General features: G+C 69.8%; 14 protein-coding genes, 1 tRNA gene and 1 riboswitch. Of the genes, 10 read left to right on the forward strand and 5 right to left on the reverse strand.

Features of this window, described 5'->3' with window-relative positions; genetic code table 11:
- Positions 1-136: 136 nt before the first annotated feature.
- A complete protein-coding gene (locus ACLBX9_RS21360) occupies positions 137-1,183 on the reverse strand; it encodes a radical SAM/SPASM domain-containing protein (protein WP_447720345.1) in 1,047 nt (348 codons plus the stop codon).
- A gap of 246 nt (positions 1,184-1,429) precedes the next feature.
- On the opposite strand from ACLBX9_RS21360, the gene ACLBX9_RS21365 reads away from it, so the two are divergent.
- From ACLBX9_RS21365 to ACLBX9_RS21385, 5 genes are read left to right on the forward strand one after another with little or no spacing between them, the layout of a single operon-like run.
- A complete protein-coding gene (locus ACLBX9_RS21365; protein ID WP_010682356.1) occupies positions 1,430-2,089 on the forward strand; it encodes a hypothetical protein in 660 nt (219 codons plus the stop codon).
- Between the two features lie 20 nt (positions 2,090-2,109).
- Positions 2,110-2,850, forward strand: a complete 741-nt coding sequence (locus ACLBX9_RS21370) for a TIGR04282 family arsenosugar biosynthesis glycosyltransferase (protein WP_447720346.1) — start codon at positions 2,110-2,112, stop codon at positions 2,848-2,850.
- Positions 2,847-4,202, forward strand: a complete 1,356-nt coding sequence (locus ACLBX9_RS21375) for a glycosyltransferase 87 family protein (protein WP_447720347.1) — start codon at positions 2,847-2,849, stop codon at positions 4,200-4,202. The genes ACLBX9_RS21370 and ACLBX9_RS21375 overlap by 4 nt, the downstream gene beginning before the upstream one ends.
- Positions 4,199-5,251 carry a radical SAM/SPASM domain-containing protein gene (locus ACLBX9_RS21380; protein WP_447720348.1) on the forward strand — a complete coding sequence of 351 codons (1,053 nt, stop codon included), beginning with the start codon at positions 4,199-4,201 and terminating at the stop codon, positions 5,249-5,251. Before ACLBX9_RS21375 ends, ACLBX9_RS21380 begins: the two co-directional genes overlap by 4 nt.
- A 16-nt stretch (positions 5,252-5,267) precedes the next feature.
- Positions 5,268-5,978 (forward strand): glycosyltransferase family 2 protein, encoded by a 711-nt coding sequence (locus tag ACLBX9_RS21385; RefSeq protein ID WP_447720621.1) that lies wholly within the window; start codon positions 5,268-5,270, stop codon positions 5,976-5,978.
- A 299-nt stretch (positions 5,979-6,277) separates the two neighbouring features.
- On the opposite strand, the gene ACLBX9_RS21390 is transcribed toward ACLBX9_RS21385, so the two are convergent.
- Both ACLBX9_RS21390 and ACLBX9_RS21395 read right to left on the reverse strand, forming a co-directional pair.
- Positions 6,278-6,352 (reverse strand) — tRNA-Gly (locus ACLBX9_RS21390).
- A 154-nt stretch (positions 6,353-6,506) separates the two neighbouring features.
- On the reverse strand, positions 6,507-7,127 hold the full coding sequence (locus tag ACLBX9_RS21395; protein ID WP_447720349.1) for a glutathione S-transferase family protein: 621 nt from the start codon (positions 7,125-7,127) through the stop codon (positions 6,507-6,509).
- 318 nt (positions 7,128-7,445) lie between these two features.
- Between ACLBX9_RS21395 and ACLBX9_RS21400 the strand changes: the two genes are divergently transcribed.
- Positions 7,446-9,215 (forward strand): N-acetylglutaminylglutamine amidotransferase, encoded by a 1,770-nt coding sequence (locus ACLBX9_RS21400; RefSeq protein WP_447720350.1) that lies wholly within the window; start codon positions 7,446-7,448, stop codon positions 9,213-9,215.
- A gap of 120 nt (positions 9,216-9,335) precedes the next feature.
- Positions 9,336-10,160 (forward strand): class II glutamine amidotransferase, encoded by an 825-nt coding sequence (locus ACLBX9_RS21405; protein ID WP_447720351.1) that lies wholly within the window; start codon positions 9,336-9,338, stop codon positions 10,158-10,160.
- Positions 10,161-10,167: 7 nt separating this feature from the next.
- Here ACLBX9_RS21405 and ACLBX9_RS21410 read toward each other — a convergent pair whose 3' ends face one another.
- Complete coding sequence (locus tag ACLBX9_RS21410; RefSeq protein WP_447720352.1) at positions 10,168-10,500, reverse strand: hypothetical protein; 333 nt, start codon at positions 10,498-10,500, stop codon at positions 10,168-10,170.
- A 417-nt stretch (positions 10,501-10,917) separates the two neighbouring features.
- On the reverse strand, positions 10,918-12,804 hold the full coding sequence (gene thiC / locus ACLBX9_RS21415; protein WP_010682347.1) for a phosphomethylpyrimidine synthase ThiC: 1,887 nt from the start codon (positions 12,802-12,804) through the stop codon (positions 10,918-10,920).
- Between the two features lie 70 nt (positions 12,805-12,874).
- Positions 12,875-12,980, reverse strand: a riboswitch (TPP riboswitch).
- Positions 12,981-13,078: 98 nt separating this feature from the next.
- On the opposite strand from thiC, the gene ACLBX9_RS21420 reads away from it, so the two are divergent.
- From ACLBX9_RS21420 to ACLBX9_RS21430, 3 genes are all read left to right on the forward strand, one after another.
- A complete protein-coding gene (locus ACLBX9_RS21420) occupies positions 13,079-13,909 on the forward strand; it encodes an alpha/beta hydrolase (RefSeq protein ID WP_447720353.1) in 831 nt (276 codons plus the stop codon).
- A 22-nt stretch (positions 13,910-13,931) separates the two neighbouring features.
- Complete coding sequence (locus ACLBX9_RS21425; RefSeq protein ID WP_447720354.1) at positions 13,932-14,306, forward strand: restriction endonuclease; 375 nt, start codon at positions 13,932-13,934, stop codon at positions 14,304-14,306.
- Positions 14,307-14,430: 124 nt separating this feature from the next.
- On the forward strand, positions 14,431-15,390 hold the full coding sequence (locus ACLBX9_RS21430) for a helix-turn-helix domain-containing protein (RefSeq protein WP_447720355.1): 960 nt from the start codon (positions 14,431-14,433) through the stop codon (positions 15,388-15,390).
- Positions 15,391-15,404 lie beyond the last annotated feature (14 nt).

A 15,404-nucleotide genomic window follows, 5' to 3' on the forward strand; every position in this document is an offset into this window, starting at 1 on the left:
CGATGGGCGCTCTCCGATGCGGTAGCCTCACAGCCGGCCCGGTTCGAAATACCGGTCAGGTCAATACGCTCGATCGCGGCGGCATGATGCGGCGCGACCGCCGCCGACGGGCGCTGAGCGCCTCCTCCGGAACGCGTCAAGGCGCGCTGCGTGCCTGGACGATCGTGGTGCAGGCACTCTCGAGCTTCGGGAGGTCCCGGGCGGCGGCCATCCGCACGGTGAGCGGGCGGTTCTCGCCGCGCATGACAGGGCAATAGGGATCCGGCGCGTCGAGCCGGCCCATCAGGCGCCGCCGACCGGCGCAGCCCCCGTGGCAGGCGGCTTCGTGGGCGCAGCCGCTGCAGGGCGCGGGCAGCGATCGCGCCGCGACGAAAGGCTCGGTCTCGACGATCGCCGCGCCCGCCGAGACCAGGGCTTCGAGGCTCTGCCCGGTCCCGTCCCAATACACGCAGGGCTTGACCGTGCCGCGCGGCGTGACCCGCACGGTGCCGGTGCCGCAGCCGCCCCTGCGGGCGGGCAAGCCCGCCATGGCCCGCACCAGCGGCTCGCCGACCGCGATCGCGTCGGTCTCCGCGAAGAGGCGCTCGAATCCGGTCCAGTACTCCTCATAGGTGAGGGCGAAGGCGTCCGTCCGGACGGCCTGATAGACATTGATCCGCAGGGGCGCGTCGAAACGGGCCGCGATCCGCGCGATCTCGTGCAGGCGATCGAAGTTGGAGCGCATCATCACAGCGATGAAGGTCACGCCGACGCCGAGCCGGCGGCAGCGCGCCGCCTGCTCCATCACGAGGTCCCAATTGCCGGCGCCGCGCTGCCCGTCCTGCTCTTCGCGGGTCGGGTAATCGATCGAGAGCTCCACATCGGCGAACGCCCGGACCTGCGCGTCGCCGATCACCGCGATCGAGTGGCCGTTCGACGTGATGGTGAGCTTGATCGGCTCGTCCGCCAGAAGGGCGAGCACCTCCGCGAAGCGCGGGTGCATGCCGTTCTCGCCGGTACCGAGGTTGACCGAGCGCACGGGCAGCCGGTCGAGCACGGCGCGCACCTGCTCGGGCGCGAGGCGATCGACCCGGCCCTCATCGCGGTAGCAGAAGGCGCAGGCGAGGTTGCACTCGTTCGTCAGGCCGAGGCCCAGAGAAAAGCCGCGGTCCGCTCCCGCGAGGGCACTCGACTCGTCGCTCATCTCTCAACCCCTCGAAGGCGTCCGCAGGCGGGTCGCCGGCCCGGCGCCACCTGACCATTCGCGCGAAGGGCCATCCCGGTGACAGGATGGTCACTCCGATTCCGGCGCGATGACTGATGTCACCGACGCAACCTACGCTATCCTGTGCCCGTAACCACGGCCCGTGCGGCGCGAATGGTGTCGCGGCGGGCTTTGGGTCTCTCCCGAAACAGCGAGACCGGCCGCCCCGGATCGCCGAGGCGACGCATGCGCACTGATCCCATCTCGGATACCTTGGCTTTCCTGGCGGCGACGCAGGGTGATCAGGTCGCCTTGGGGCCGTGGCGCTGGGTCGCGATGGCGCTGCTGGCGGCCCTCGTGCTCGGCGGCCTCCTCGCCGCCGCCTACGCCTGGGCGGCGGACCCTGCGCAGCGCACCGGCCGCGACCTCGGGCTGTTCGTGGCCCGGTTCCTCGTCGGCCTGATGTGGTTCCAGAACCTGTTCTGGAAGCTTCCCATATCGACCGGGAACGGCCTGCATTACTGGACCGGCCTCGAGACCAAGGACGCGGCCTTCGCGGTCCACGCGGATCTGATCGCGGCGCTGGCTCTGCCGGCCCCGAATTTCCTGATCCTGAACGTCGTGGTGCTGGTAACGGAGTTCGCCTTCGCAGCCTCGATGATCCTCGGGCTCGGCGTGCGTCTGGCGGGCACGGTGGGCGTGCTGTTCGTGGCGCAGCTCTGGCTCGGGCTCTACCGCAACACCCAGGAATGGCCCTGGGCGTACGTCTTCCTCATGCTGTTGATGGGGTTGTTCGCCCTTCTGGCGGCCGGGCGCAGTCTCGGCCTCGACGCGACGCTCCGCCGGAGCCATCCGCCCGACATGACGGATGGCGTGACCGGCGCCTTCATCCGGCTGGCGACGTGACGCGGTCCGGCGGGGCAGACATGCGCGCCACCGACGCGGCGTCGACCTGCGCCATCGCGGTCATGGCGAAGGCCCCGCAGAGCGGCCGGTCGAAGACGCGCCTGTGCCCGCCGCTCACGCCGGACCAGGCGGCCCGGCTCAGCGCGGCGTTCCTGCGCGACACGACCGAGAGCCTGCGCGCCGCCTGCGCGAACGCGCCGATCGTCGCCTACGCCGCCTATGCGCCGACAGGCACGGAGACGCAGATCACGCCCCACCTCGCCCAGGGAACCGCGCTGCTGCTGGCCGACGGGCACATTCCGGTGCCCGCGGGCGTGGAGGGCTTCGGTCGCTGCCTGTTCCAGGCGATCGCGGCGCTGCTCGCGCGCGGCCATGCGGCGGCCTGTGTCCTGTCCTCGGACACGCCGACCCTTCCGACCCGGATCCTGACGGCGGCGGCCGATATCCTCCTGGCGCCGGGCGACAGGGCCGTCCTGGGCGCCTGCGAGGATGGCGGCTATTACCTTCTCGGCCTGAAGCGCGCCCATGCGCGCCCCTTCGCCGAGATCGCCTGGAGCAGCGACACGGTCGCGGCCACCACCCGCGCGCGGGTGCGGGAAGCCGGACTCGAGCTCGTCGAGCTCGATCCCTGGTACGACGTGGACGACGCGACCGCCCTGGCGCGCCTCGTCGCCGGGCGCGACGGCTATCCCGCGCCCGAGACACGCGCCACCCTCGCGGCGCTCGACGTCGCTGCGCCCCTTGCGGACGCGTCCGCGTGAACCGGGGGCTGGCGCCGCCTGCGCAGCGGCTCGCGTGGCTGGGCTTCGCCCTCGCGACGATCGAGATCGGCGCGCTGGCGATCCATGTGCCCGGCGCGGACACGGTCGGCTCCGCGACGCGCGCCAACCTGTTCGTCGCCGTCGTGGCGGCCGGGCTCATCCCCTATGTCCTGGCCGTGCGGCTGATCCTGCGGGAGCGCCTGCCGGGCCGGGCCCTGTGGCTCGTGCTCGGCCTCGCCGCGGCGATGCGGGCCGCGCTGCTGCCGGCGCCGCCGTTCCTGTCGAGCGACATCTACCGCTACGTCTGGGATGGCCGCGTGCAGGCCGCCGGGACCAACCCCTACCGCTTCATTCCCGCCGATCCGGCGCTGGCGCCCCTGCGCGACGCGGCGGTCTATCCCCTGATCAACCGGCGGGACTATGCTCGGACCATCTATCCCCCCGCCGCGCAGGTCGTGTTCGCGGCGGTGGGCCGGATCTCCGACACGGTCGTGGCGATGAAGCTCGCGATGCTGGCCTTCGAGGCGCTCGGCGTGCTGGCCCTGCTCGGCGTGCTGCGGATCGCCGGCCTGCCCCCGGAGCGGATCCTCATCTATGCCTGGAATCCGCTGGCCCTGTGGTCCTTCGCGTGCGACGGGCACGTCGATGCCGTCGGCATCGGGCTGCTCGGCCTCGCCCTGTGGCTGCGCGCCCGACATCGCGACACCCTCGCGGGGGCGGCCCTGGCCGCCGCGACGCTCGTGAAGGTGCTGCCGATCGCTGTGGCGCCCGCCTTCGTGCGCGGCGGGACATTGCTCGGGCCGGCGCTGGCGGGCCTCGCGGTGATCGCGCTCCTGTATCTCCCCTATCTTGGCGCCGGCCACGACGTGTTCAGCTTCTTCGCCGGCTACGGCGCTGAGGAGGGCTACGACACCGGCATCGGCTACTGGCTGCTCGCCGGCCTCGGACATCTCGGTGTGCCACCCGCATCGCTGCGGCTGCCTTATCTCGCGTTCGCGGCCGTGGGCCTCGCCACACTCGCGCTCGGCATCGCGTTCCGAAGGGATCGGCAGGCCGCCCCCGACGCCGTCACGCTCTGCCGGGACACGGCCCTGCTCGCCGCCCTCACCACCTGCGCGGCGAGTCCGCACTATGCTTGGTATTGCCCGTGGATCAGCCTCCCCGCGGTGGTGGCGCCGATCCCGGCGATCATCTGGATGGGCTCGGCACCGATCCTGTTCCTGATCGACCCGTTCAACGACCGCTTCCTCTGGCCGGCGCTGGTATTCGTCCCGGCGCTCCTTCTGGCGGCCGGCGCATCCTGGCGGAGCCGCCGCACCGTCCCGATCCCCGTGCACGGAGCTGCCCGATGACCGCTTCGGCCGCCCCGACGGACCCGCGCCGCTACTTCGAGGCGGTCGACGCCCGCCGCACCGAGACCGCCGAGGCGCTCCCCGTTTGCCTCTATCTGGAGGTCACGAACCGCTGCAACCTGCTGTGCGAGACCTGCCCGCGCACCTTCGAGACCCTGGAGCCGCCGGCCGACATGAGCTGGGCGCTGTTCACCCGGATCGTCGACCAAGTGCCGAATGTCGCCCGGGTCGTGCTCCACGGAGTGGGCGAGCCGATGCTCGTCAGGGACCTTCCGCGGATGGTCCGCTATCTGAAGGACCGCGGCACCTACGTCCTGTTCAACACCAACGGCACCCTGATGCAGCCGAGGCGCTTCCGGGCGCTGATCGACACCGGGCTCGACGAGCTGCGCGTCTCCCTCGACGCCGCCGACCGGGCCTCGTACCGCAGGGTGCGCGGCAAGGACTTCTTCGACCGGATCGTGCGCGACGTCGGCAAGTTCGTCGCGTTCCAGAACGCGATCGGTGCCACGACGCCCCGCGTCTCGCTCTGGCTCACGGGTCTCAAGGAGACCGTGGACCAGCTCCCGGCCTTCGTGCGACTGGCGGCCGAGATGGGCGTGACCGAGGTGCATTTGCAGCGCCTCGTCTTCGACGAGGCCGGGTACGGCATGGCCCGAGCCGACCTGTCGCTCTTCGAGAGCACGCAGGCCGCCGAGGCCGCGGCGATCACCGAGGCCGAGGCGATCGGGCGGGCGCTCGGCGTGACGCTGGACGCCTCGGGCGCGACCGAGCCGGGGCTCAGCCTCAAGCGGCAGGAGGATCGCGCCTGGGCGACGTGTCGCCGGCCCTGGTCGCTGATGTACTTCACCGCCCACGGACGGGCGCTGCCCTGCTGCATCGCGCCGTTCTCGGTGCGCGGCTATTCCAACTATACGCTGGGCGACGCGACGCAGGCGACGCTCCGGCAGATCTGGAACGGGACCGCCTACCGCGACTTCCGCACCGCGCTCCTCTCCGACGCGCCGCCGGCCCCGTGCCAGAACTGCGGCCTGCGGTGGAGCCTCTAGGGTGGCAACGGGATCGATGCCGGCGGCCACGATATACCCGGTCAGCGTCGTGATCCCGACGCTGAACGAGGTGGCGACGATCGCCGCGGCGATCCGGGAGCTGCCCGCGGTCTATGCGGGCGACGTCATCGTATCCGACGGCGGCTCTGCCGACGGGACGCAGGACGCGGCACGATACGCCGGCGCCCGTGTCATCGATGCCGGGCGCGGTTACGGGCGAGCCTGTGCGGCGGGTGCCGCCGCCGCCAAAGCGGACAGCCGCGTCATCGTCTACCTCGACGGCGACGGTGCCGACCGCGGAGACCTGATTGGGGACATCGCAGGCCCGGTGCTCGCGGGATCGTACGACTTCGTCCTTGCCTCGCGCACCCGCGGGACGCGGGAGCCCGGTTCGATGCTGTGGCATCAGGTGCTGGCGGGTCGGCTCGCCGGGCTCGGCATCGGTCTGCGCTACGGCGTCCGCTATACCGACATGTGCGCCTTCCGCGCCATCGACCGATCGGCTCTCGACCGCCTCCGCCTGCGCGAGCCGACCTATGGCTGGAACATCGAGATGCAGATGCAGGCCGCCCGGGCAGGCCTGCGTATCCTCGAGGTTCCGGTGCCCTATCGCCGCCGCCTGGGCGGCACCTCGAAGGTGGCCGGGTCCCTCGGTGGCACGGTTCGCGCGGGCGGCAAGATCATCTCCACCTATCTGCGCGTCGCTGCGCGGCCGGCCGGCCGCTGAAGCCGTTCCCTCGATCCAGGCCAACCGCGAATGTTTTACGACATTGGCGCGAAGCGGCCTGTCCACTTGCTGCATGGACGGCCCGATCATCGGACTCGTCCACTCTCGGCAGGAGTTAGCTCGCTCGAAGCGGCCTCTGACCTTATCCGCCTACAATCGCAGCCCACCTCGCTCGGCTGCGGAGGATCCGAGGTCATGACGCGGATAAAACGCTATGTTCTCAGCACGGCCGGGACCACCCTGGTGATCACCTCGGCCGTTGGTGCAACGACAAAAATCAGTGTCTGCAGACGGTTGTATGGAGCGGGCGATCGGGATCGAACCGACGACATTCAGCTTGGGAAGCTGACGTTCTACCACTGAACTACGCCCGCGTCGGAAAGGGTTTTGAACGGCTTGCGGCGTCCGAGTCAACGCCCGTCAGCGCGGCCCGCGCTGTTTGACGGCAGATTTGAAGCTCCGGCCCCGCGTCGGCGGCCCGCGCCGGCGGTTCGTTGATGATCGTCCCGCCGGTCACCGGATCCTCGCTCAGTCCAGGGCCACGGCAAAGCCTCGCTGAACAGCCGGTCGATCCATCAGCGTGCGATACCAGCGCGCGACGTGCGGGTAATCGGCCAGATCCACCTGATGGCGTTCGTGCCGCCACGCCCAGCCGAGAATCGCAAAGTCCGCGACGGACAGCGGACCCGCCACATACTCGACCTGAGCGAGACGGCGATCAAGCACACCGTAGAGTCGCCGCGTCTCGGCCAGATAGCGCGCGAGCCCGTAGGCACGGTCCTTCTCGGCCACGTTGAGGAAATGGTGGACCTGACCGGGCATCGGCCCGAAGCCGCCCATCTGCCACATCAGCCATTCGAGCACCGCGACGCGAAGCCGCCGATCCTCCGGAAGGAAGTGGCCCGTCTTCTCCGCGAGATACAGAAGGATGGCCCCGGATTCGAAGACCGAGATGGGCGCGCCATCCGGCCCCTCGGGGTCCACGATCGCCGGGATGCGGTTGTTCGGACTGATGGCGAGGAAGTCGGGTTCGTGCTGCTGCCCCTGGGTGATGTCCACCGGCTTGACCCGGTAGGCCAGGGACATCTCCTCCAACGCCACGCTGATCTTGCGTCCGTTGGGCGTGTTCCAGGCATACAGGTCGATCATGGCGCGTGGGATCCTGCTTGCACGCCGAGGTGGCGCATTCGCCAGTGCAGACCCGACGAACGAGACGGGTCAACCGCGCAGGACGGCCCGCAGGTTCCAGACCTTGCAATCCGTCGCCAGGACGGTGTTCCGATCGGTGCGACGGCGGCGCGCCTCCTGATGTGCGTATGGCCCGAACGATGCGAGGCAGGCACCGAGTGGCGAAAGGTGCCCCTCCGCACAGCCGATCGAGGACTCCGGCCGCCGCGGAACGCCAGGGTCGCCGGACCGTTGCGCTCCCTGGGAGCGTCGCGACCTGGACGGAGAATTGCATCGACGATGTGCGGGATATGCGGCGACATCAGCTTCGACGGACCAGCCAACCCCGCTGCCGTGGCGGCCATGATGGGAAGCCTTCGCCCGCGCGGACCGGACGGCGAGGGTCTGTTCGGCGCGGGCCGGGTCGTCTTCGGGCACCGTCGGCTCAAGATCATCGATCTGTCCGAGGCCGGTCAGCAGCCGATGGTCGATCCGGCGCTCGGCCTCGCCATCGTCTTCAACGGCTGCATCTACAATTTCCGCACGCTCCGCTCGGAGTTGGAGGCGAAGGGCTATGCCTTCTTCTCGACCAGCGACACGGAAGTCGTTCTGAAGGCCTATCACGCCTGGGGAAAGGCCTGCGTCGAGCGCTTCTACGGGATGTTCGCCTTCGCGATCCTCGAGCGCGATTCGGGCCGCGTCGTGCTGGCCCGCGACCGGCTCGGAGTGAAGCCGCTCTATTACAGCGCGACGCCGGGCCGCTTCCGCTTCGCGTCCTCGCTGCCGGCCCTGCTGGCGGCCGGCGGCGTCGACACGGCGATCGATCCGGCCGCGCTGCACCACTACATGAGCTGGCACGCGGGCGTGCCCGCGCCGCTGACCATTCTCAAGGGCGTGCGGAAACTCGCACCGGCGACCATCCTCACCCTTGAGGCGGATGGGACGCGCCGCGAGGAGATCTACTGGACGGTGACGATCGGACCGCGCGCGGACGATCGTGGAATGACCGAGGCGGATTGGCGCGAGGCCGTGCTGGAGACCCTCGGCACCGCGGTGGAGCGCCGGCAGGTCGCCGACGTGCCGACCGGCGTCCTGCTGTCGGGCGGGCTCGACAGCTCGATCCTGGTGGCACTGCTCGCCCGCAAGGGCCAGGCGGGCCTGAAAACCTTCTCGGTGGGATTCGACGCGGTCAACGGCGTCGAGGGCGATGAGTTCAAGTATTCGGACATCATCGCGCGCACGTTCGAGACCGACCACACCAAGCTGGCCGTTGACGGATCCCGCACCCTGGAGGCGCTGCCCGCGGCGATCGCCGCCATGTCCGAGCCGCAGATGAGTCACGACGCGGTGGCGTTCCTGCTCCTGTCGCAGGAGGTCGCCAAGCACGTCACGGTGATCCAGAGCGGGCAGGGGGCCGACGAGGTGTTCGGCGGCTACCACTGGTATCCGAAGCTGATGGGCTCGACCGATCCGGTCGCGGATTACGCCAAGGCCTATTTCGACCGGGACCACGCCGAGATGCGCGAGGCGCTGGCGCCCGACATGGTGAGCGGCGACTACAGCACCGACTATCTCGTCGATTTCTTCTCGACCTCCATGAGCGCGGGCGCCATCGACAAGACGCTTCAGCTCGATCAGCAGATCATGATGGTCGATGACCCGGTGAAGCGCGTCGACAACATGACGATGGCCTGCGGTCTCGAAGCGCGGGTGCCGTTCCTGGACCACGACCTCCTGGAACTCGCGGCCCGTATTCCGGCGGAGCTGAAGGTCCGAGACGGCGGCAAGTACATCCTGAAAGAGGCGGCGCGGGCGGTCGTCCCGGCCGAGGTGATCGACCGGAAGAAGGGTTACTTCCCGGTCCCGGCCCTGAAGCACATCCGCGGGCCCTTCCTCGATTTCGTTCGGGACGTGCTCGACCGGCCGGAGGCGCGTGCCCGCGGCATCTTCAACCGCCGCTACGTCGACCACCTGCTCGCGGATCCGGACGGAACCCTCACGCCAAAGGGCAATTCCAAGCTCTGGCAGGTTGCCCTGCTGGAGAGCTGGCTGCAGACGCACAGCGTCTGACGACCCGGTGGCGGCACGGCTCTCGCGAGGGATCGTGATCGACGCGGCGCTCAAGGTGCCGCGCTTTGTCCACGATCGTCCCGGATCAGACCCGCGACCGACACCCGGAGAAGCCTGTCGATGTGCCGCTGGATCGCCTACGCGGGACGCACCATCCCGCTGGAGCACTACGTCACCGAGCCGTCTCACAGCCTCGTGTCGCAGAGTATCCACGCCCTCGAATCGACCGCGGCCACAAATGGCGACGGCTTCGGGCTCGGCTGGTACGGCGACCACCCCGAGCCCGGCCGCTATCGCGAGGTGCAGCCCGCGTGGTCCGACGATAACCTGCGCTACCTGTGCCGGCACCTGCACTCGCATCTGTTCTTCGCGCATGTGCGGGCCGCGACGGGCACGCCGATCACCCGGCCGAACTGCCACCCCTTCGCGTGCGGTCCCTGGCTGTTCATGCACAACGGCTATATCGGCGACTGGAGCCGCCTGCGCCGGCCCGTCGAAGCGATGATCCCCGACGAGCTCTACCCGTCGCGGGCCGGAACGACAGATTCCGAAGCGATCTTTCTCGGGCTTCTCGGCTGCGGCCTGATGGGCGACGGTCCGCGGCGCGATCCCGTGGAGGCGACGACGCGGGCGCTCAAGCGCCTCACCGAGCTCGCGGGGGAGCATCCGTTCCGGTTCACCGCCGCCCTCGCCGACGGGCGGGACCTCTACGCATTCCGCTATGCGGCCAACGACAAGGCCAACTCGCTCTATTATCGCGCTTCGGAGGGCGGTGTGGTCATCGCGTCCGAGCCACTCGATCGCGACCACGGCACATGGACCGCGGTGGCGGAGAACAGCGTCGTGGTCGCGCGGCGGAACGAGCCCGTGACGATCCTGCCGCTCGCGCCGTTCGGCCTCGGGCAACCTGCACCGGATGCGGCCCCCCGCCGCCTGCGGGCCTGAAGGCGGCTCAGGCCACCCGGGACAGGCTGCCGGCCTGCGACCCACGTGTCTCGCGCGCGGCATCGTAGGCGCGGTTGCGCATGGCCGTCTCGCTTGGCAGCTGCTCCAGCACGGTGCCGGAGGACGAATCCACGACCTGGAAGACGATCGCGCTCGTGTCGGGATCCTGGATGAAGCGCGCCTTGCTCTGGGGCGCGCCGATGTCGAGCTTCACGGCCGGTTCGAGCGCGGCCGACGTGGGCTCGGGTGCCTCCTGCGTCGCCGCGGAGGCGGCGGTCGCTCCGAGCGCGTCGATACCCTGCGGGCCGGGCGTCGGGGTGCTGAGCGGGCGGATCTCCATGGCTGATCTCCTGCGATCCTGTGATCGAAGGATTCAGCCGGGATGCCGCCTAAGCGTCCCTTAACGGTGGCCGCTCATCCACCGCTTGCGCAGCGCCGTTCGCGCCTGCGATGAAGATTGCGTTAGCGCGCGGCCACAAATGCGCGGCGCTTTTGCTGTCCGTTCAGGCACGACAGGCAGGCCGCCCGGCAGCGGAAAACCGCTGCGGCTGCGGGTGAACTGCGCGGGCTGCCGTCGTTGTGATCCCAGCGGAGTGATCGGGCGGCGCAGCGTGCGCGAAGGCCGCAGGTCCGAAAATGCCTTCGCCGCACCCGTGAGGATGGGATCGCGCCGCCGGATCGTGGGGCTGCTCGATAAGAAGCCAATGCGGCGAGGCAGACGCGCCCGGGTCGTGAGAGACCCGGGTGCGGCCGTCGTTCATTCCGCGGCGTCGACGTAGAGCTTTCCGCCCTCGGCGAGGAATTCCTGCGACTTCGCCCGCATCCCGGCCTCGGCCTCCGCCTTCGACATGGCGGGCGATGCGCCCACGACCTCGCCGGCCTCCTCCATCGCCAGCACCTCGGCGCGGAGATCCTGCGTGATCTTCATGGAGCAGAACTTCGGCCCGCACATCGAGCAGAAATGCGCGACCTTGTGGGCGTCCTTCGGCAGCGTCTCGTCGTGGAAGCGCCGGGCCGTGTCCGGATCGAGGCCGAGGTTGAACTGGTCCTCCCAGCGGAAATCGAACCGGGCGCGGCTCAGCGCGTCGTCGCGGAGCTGCGCGGCCGGGTGCCCCTTGGCGAGATCGGCGGCGTGGGCGGCGATCTTGTAGGTGATGACGCCGGTCTTCACGTCGTCCCGGTCGGGCAGGCCGAGATGCTCCTTCGGCGTGACGTAGCAGAGCATCGCGGTGCCGAACCAGCCGATCATCGCGGCGCCGATGCCCGAGGTGATGTGGTCGTAGCCCGGAGCGATGTCGGTGGTCAGCGGGCCGAGGGTGTAGAACGGCGCCTCGCCGCACTCCTTCAGCTGCTTCTCCATGTTGACCTTGATCTTGTGCATCGGCACGTGGCCGGGGCCCTCGATCATCACCTGGCAGCCCTTGTCCCAGGCGATCTTGGTCAGTTCGCCCAGCGTCTCCAGCTCGCCGAATTGCGCGGCGTCGTTGGCATCGGCGATCGAGCCGGGGCGCAGGCCGTCGCCGAGCGAAAACGACACGTCGTAGGCCCGCATGATGTCGCAGATCTCGTCGAACCGCTCGTAGAGGAATGATTCCCGGTGCCCGGCGAGGCACCAGCGGGCCATGATCGAGCCGCCGCGCGAGACGATGCCGGTGACGCGCCGCGCGGTCAGCGGAACGTGCGCGAGCCGCACGCCGGCATGGATGGTGAAGTAGTCGATGCCCTGCTCGGCCTGCTCGATGAGGGTGTCCTTGAACACTTCCCAGTCGAGCTTGAGCGGGTCGCCGCCGACCTTCTCCAGGGCCTGGTAGATTGGCACCGTGCCGATCGGGACCGGGCTGTTGCGGATGATCCACGAGCGGATGTTGTGGATGTTGCGGCCGGTGGACAGGTCCATGACCGTGTCGGCGCCCCAGCGGATCGACCAGACCAGCTTTTCCACCTCTTCGGCCGCGGACGACGTCACCGCGGAGTTGCCGATGTTGGCGTTGATCTTGACCAGGAAGTTCCGGCCGATCGCCATCGGCTCCAGCTCGGTGTGGTTGATGTTGGCCGGAATGATCGCGCGGCCGCGGGCGATCTCCTCGCGGACGAAGTCGGGGGTGATGAACGGCGGCACCGACGCCCCGAAGCTCTGGCCGTCGGCGAGAGCCGCCTCCGCGCCCTCCAGCATCTGCTCGCGGCAGGCGTTCTCCCGGTGGGCGACGTAGATCATCTCCTCGGTGATGATCCCGGCGCGGGCGAACTCGTACTGCGTCACCATCTGGCCGGGGGCCGCCTTGCGGATGGTCCGCTCGGCGGGGCAGGGGGCCACGAGCTTGTCGCCGGCGAAGCCGTTGTCCTCGGGCTTCACCGCCCTGGGCTCGACAGACGCGTAGCCACGGCCCGCGAGCCAGGGCTCACGCACGCCCGGCAGACCGGCATTGAGGTCGATGCGCGCGTCGGTCTCGGTATAGGGGCCCGACGGGTCGTAGACCCGCACCGGCGCCTCCTTGGGATCGGAGAGGGCGATCTCGCGGTAGGGTACGCGGATATCCGGCCGGCCGGCCGGGCTCGCGTAGACCTTGCGCGATCCTGTGACCGGACCGGTGGTCACGGCCTCGGGGCTGCCTTTCACGTCCTTGGGGAGAACGGGTGCGTTCATCGTGGGCCTCTCCTCGTTCTGGAGCGGTCCGGTCCACGCGATGGGTGAGATGAGATCCGGCTGCACGCGTGCGACCGCAGGTTCCCGTCCCTCCGCCGGTATGAGCCGGATCAGGTTCAAGGGTCAGGGCAGCGTGCCCAATCTCAGCCCCCTGCGGGGCCCCCCTCGGAACGGTTCAAGATTCGGGCCCGGAGAAGCCTTTGTCAATGCGGGGCCCGGATCGTAGAGGAAAGATCCGATCCATCCGTCGCCCGGTCGCCGCCGCCTGCCCGATATGCGTCTCCTGATCGGCCTCGGCCTCGCGATCGGACTGGTCTACGGCGCGGCCCTGGCCGTACTGGCGCTCAACCAGCGCCGATTCCTCTACCCGGGCGCTTTTCGAGCGCCTGTGAATCTGCCCACGCCCGAGGGGGTCGCGGCGATCACCGTCGTCACAGAGGATCGGGAGCGGCTGCACGCCCTGTGGCGACCGCCGGCCCCGGGCTGCGCGGTCGTCGTCAGCTTCCACGGCAACGGCTCTTACCCCGAGCCGCACGCGGAACGCTTCGCCGCGGGCCCCTGGCGCGCGGGCGGCTGGGGCGTGCTGGCGCCGGCCTATCGCGGCTACCCCGGGTCGACCGGAATGCCCAGCGAGGACGGCCTGATCCGCGACGGCCTGGCCGCCGTCGCCGCCGCCGCGGAGCGCGCGCCGGGCTCGCCGATCCTGGTGCACGGTCATTCCCTGGGCGCTGCCGTCGCGATCGCGGTGGCCGAGCGCGTGCCCGCCATCGGCCTCTACCTGGAGGCGCCGTTCGACTCGATGACCCACGTGGTGCGGCTGCATGTCCCGCTGGTCCCGTCCTGGTTCCTGCGCGACACCTACCGCTCGGACCGGCGCATCCGCGCCGGAGCCGCCCCCGTCCTGATCATCCAGGGCCGCGATGATGGGATTGTCCCGGCCAAGCTCGCCCTGGCGCTGTCCCGGGCCGCGGGACCTCGGGCGCGGTTCGAAGTCATCCCGGGCGACCACGTCTCCATCCTGGGCGTCCGGGATCACGACGCCGAGGCGCTGTTCCGCGGCGGCTTGGACGCGGCCTGCACCGGGGCCGACGCGGCGGTGCGGTGACGATGGAACGAGGAGGAGGCGGATGGTCGGCCGGCGCGCCCGGCGCTGGAGCGCCGATGACCCCGAGACGCACGGCGCCGCGGCGCGGGTCGACCCGGTCTGTCCGCTCTGCGAGCGGCCGATCCCGCCCCGTGCGCGCTCCAGCCTCCATCACCTGACGCCGAAGCTGAAGGGCGGCACGCATCGCGGGACGGTCCGGCTGCACCAGATCTGCCATTCGGCGATCCATGCCCGCTACAGCGAGGCCGAGATCGCCAAGCGGCTCGCCGACGTGGAGGCCTTGCGGTCGGATCCTGAGATCGCCCGCTTCCTCGCCTGGGTTCGCGGGAAACCCAACGATTTTCACACCGCCACGCGCATGACCCGCGAGCGGCGCGGGGCCAAGCGCCGGACCTGATCGAAGACCCGGGATGGGCGGCACGCCCCTCAGATGCGCCTGCCCTGACGATTGCGCGACCGATCTTGAGCCGGTCCGGTGTGGCGCCTAGAGTCGCGGCCAGTTTTCGCCAGTCGACGCGTCGATGCGCTCTCTGATCTCGACCTCCGGCATTGCATCGCGCAAGAAGTTCGACGTCTGGCGCGATGTCTCGTACGAGCGGCTCGTCCCGAGCGAGGCGAGAAAAATCGGGGATTCGGTGTTCGAGGGGTCGCTTGAGGCGGCCGATATCGGCGGTCTTTTAATCACGCGATCGACGTTCGGGACCCTCCGGACCGAATTCACGCCGGGAAGCATTCGCCGGCACAGCAAGCAGCATACCCTGTCGGTCACGCTGCGACTCTCGGGCAGCGCCGCCACCGCGCAGCACGACCGCGCCCTGATCCAGAAGGTCGGCGACATGGTGGTGGTCGACCGCGCGCAGCCGGCCGTCCTGGAATACCCCGTGCCGACCCAGTCCCTTCTGATTGAGGTTCCGCGCGCCCGGCTGGAAGGCGCGCTCGGCTCGGCGCGCAACTACACGGTCCTCGCCTTCGGCGCCGATCGCCCGAGCACGGCCTTGGTCAGCACCTTCTTCACCGAACTGGTCCGCACGCACGAGGGACTCCTGCCGGCTACGGCGGCGCGCATGGCCTCGATCGGCGTCGATCTCATCGTGGCAAGCATCGCCGACGGTCTGGCCCGCGACGTTCCGAAATCGCTGCACGGCACCGTCATCGTCCAGCGGGCCAAGGCCTATGTCGAGGCCAACCTCTTCGATCCGGCGCTGGACCCACCGCAGCTCGCGGCCGCGCTGGGCATCTCGCTCCGGTGGCTGCAGGAGCTGTTCCAGGAGCGCGGCCAGCACGTCGCCGACTGGATCTGGCAGCGGCGTCTCGAAACCGCCGCCCTGCGTCTGACGGATCCGGGGCGGGCCCACATGGCCGTCGGTACGATCGCCTACGGCTGCGGTTTCGTCAGCCAAGCCCACTTTTCCCGCCGGTTCAGGGCCCGCTTCGGCATGACGCCGAGCGAGTATCGGCAGGCGGCACGGGCAGCCGGCTGACGGCCGGCGTTTAC

The sequence above is a fragment of the Methylobacterium sp. A49B genome, assembly GCF_053346215.1.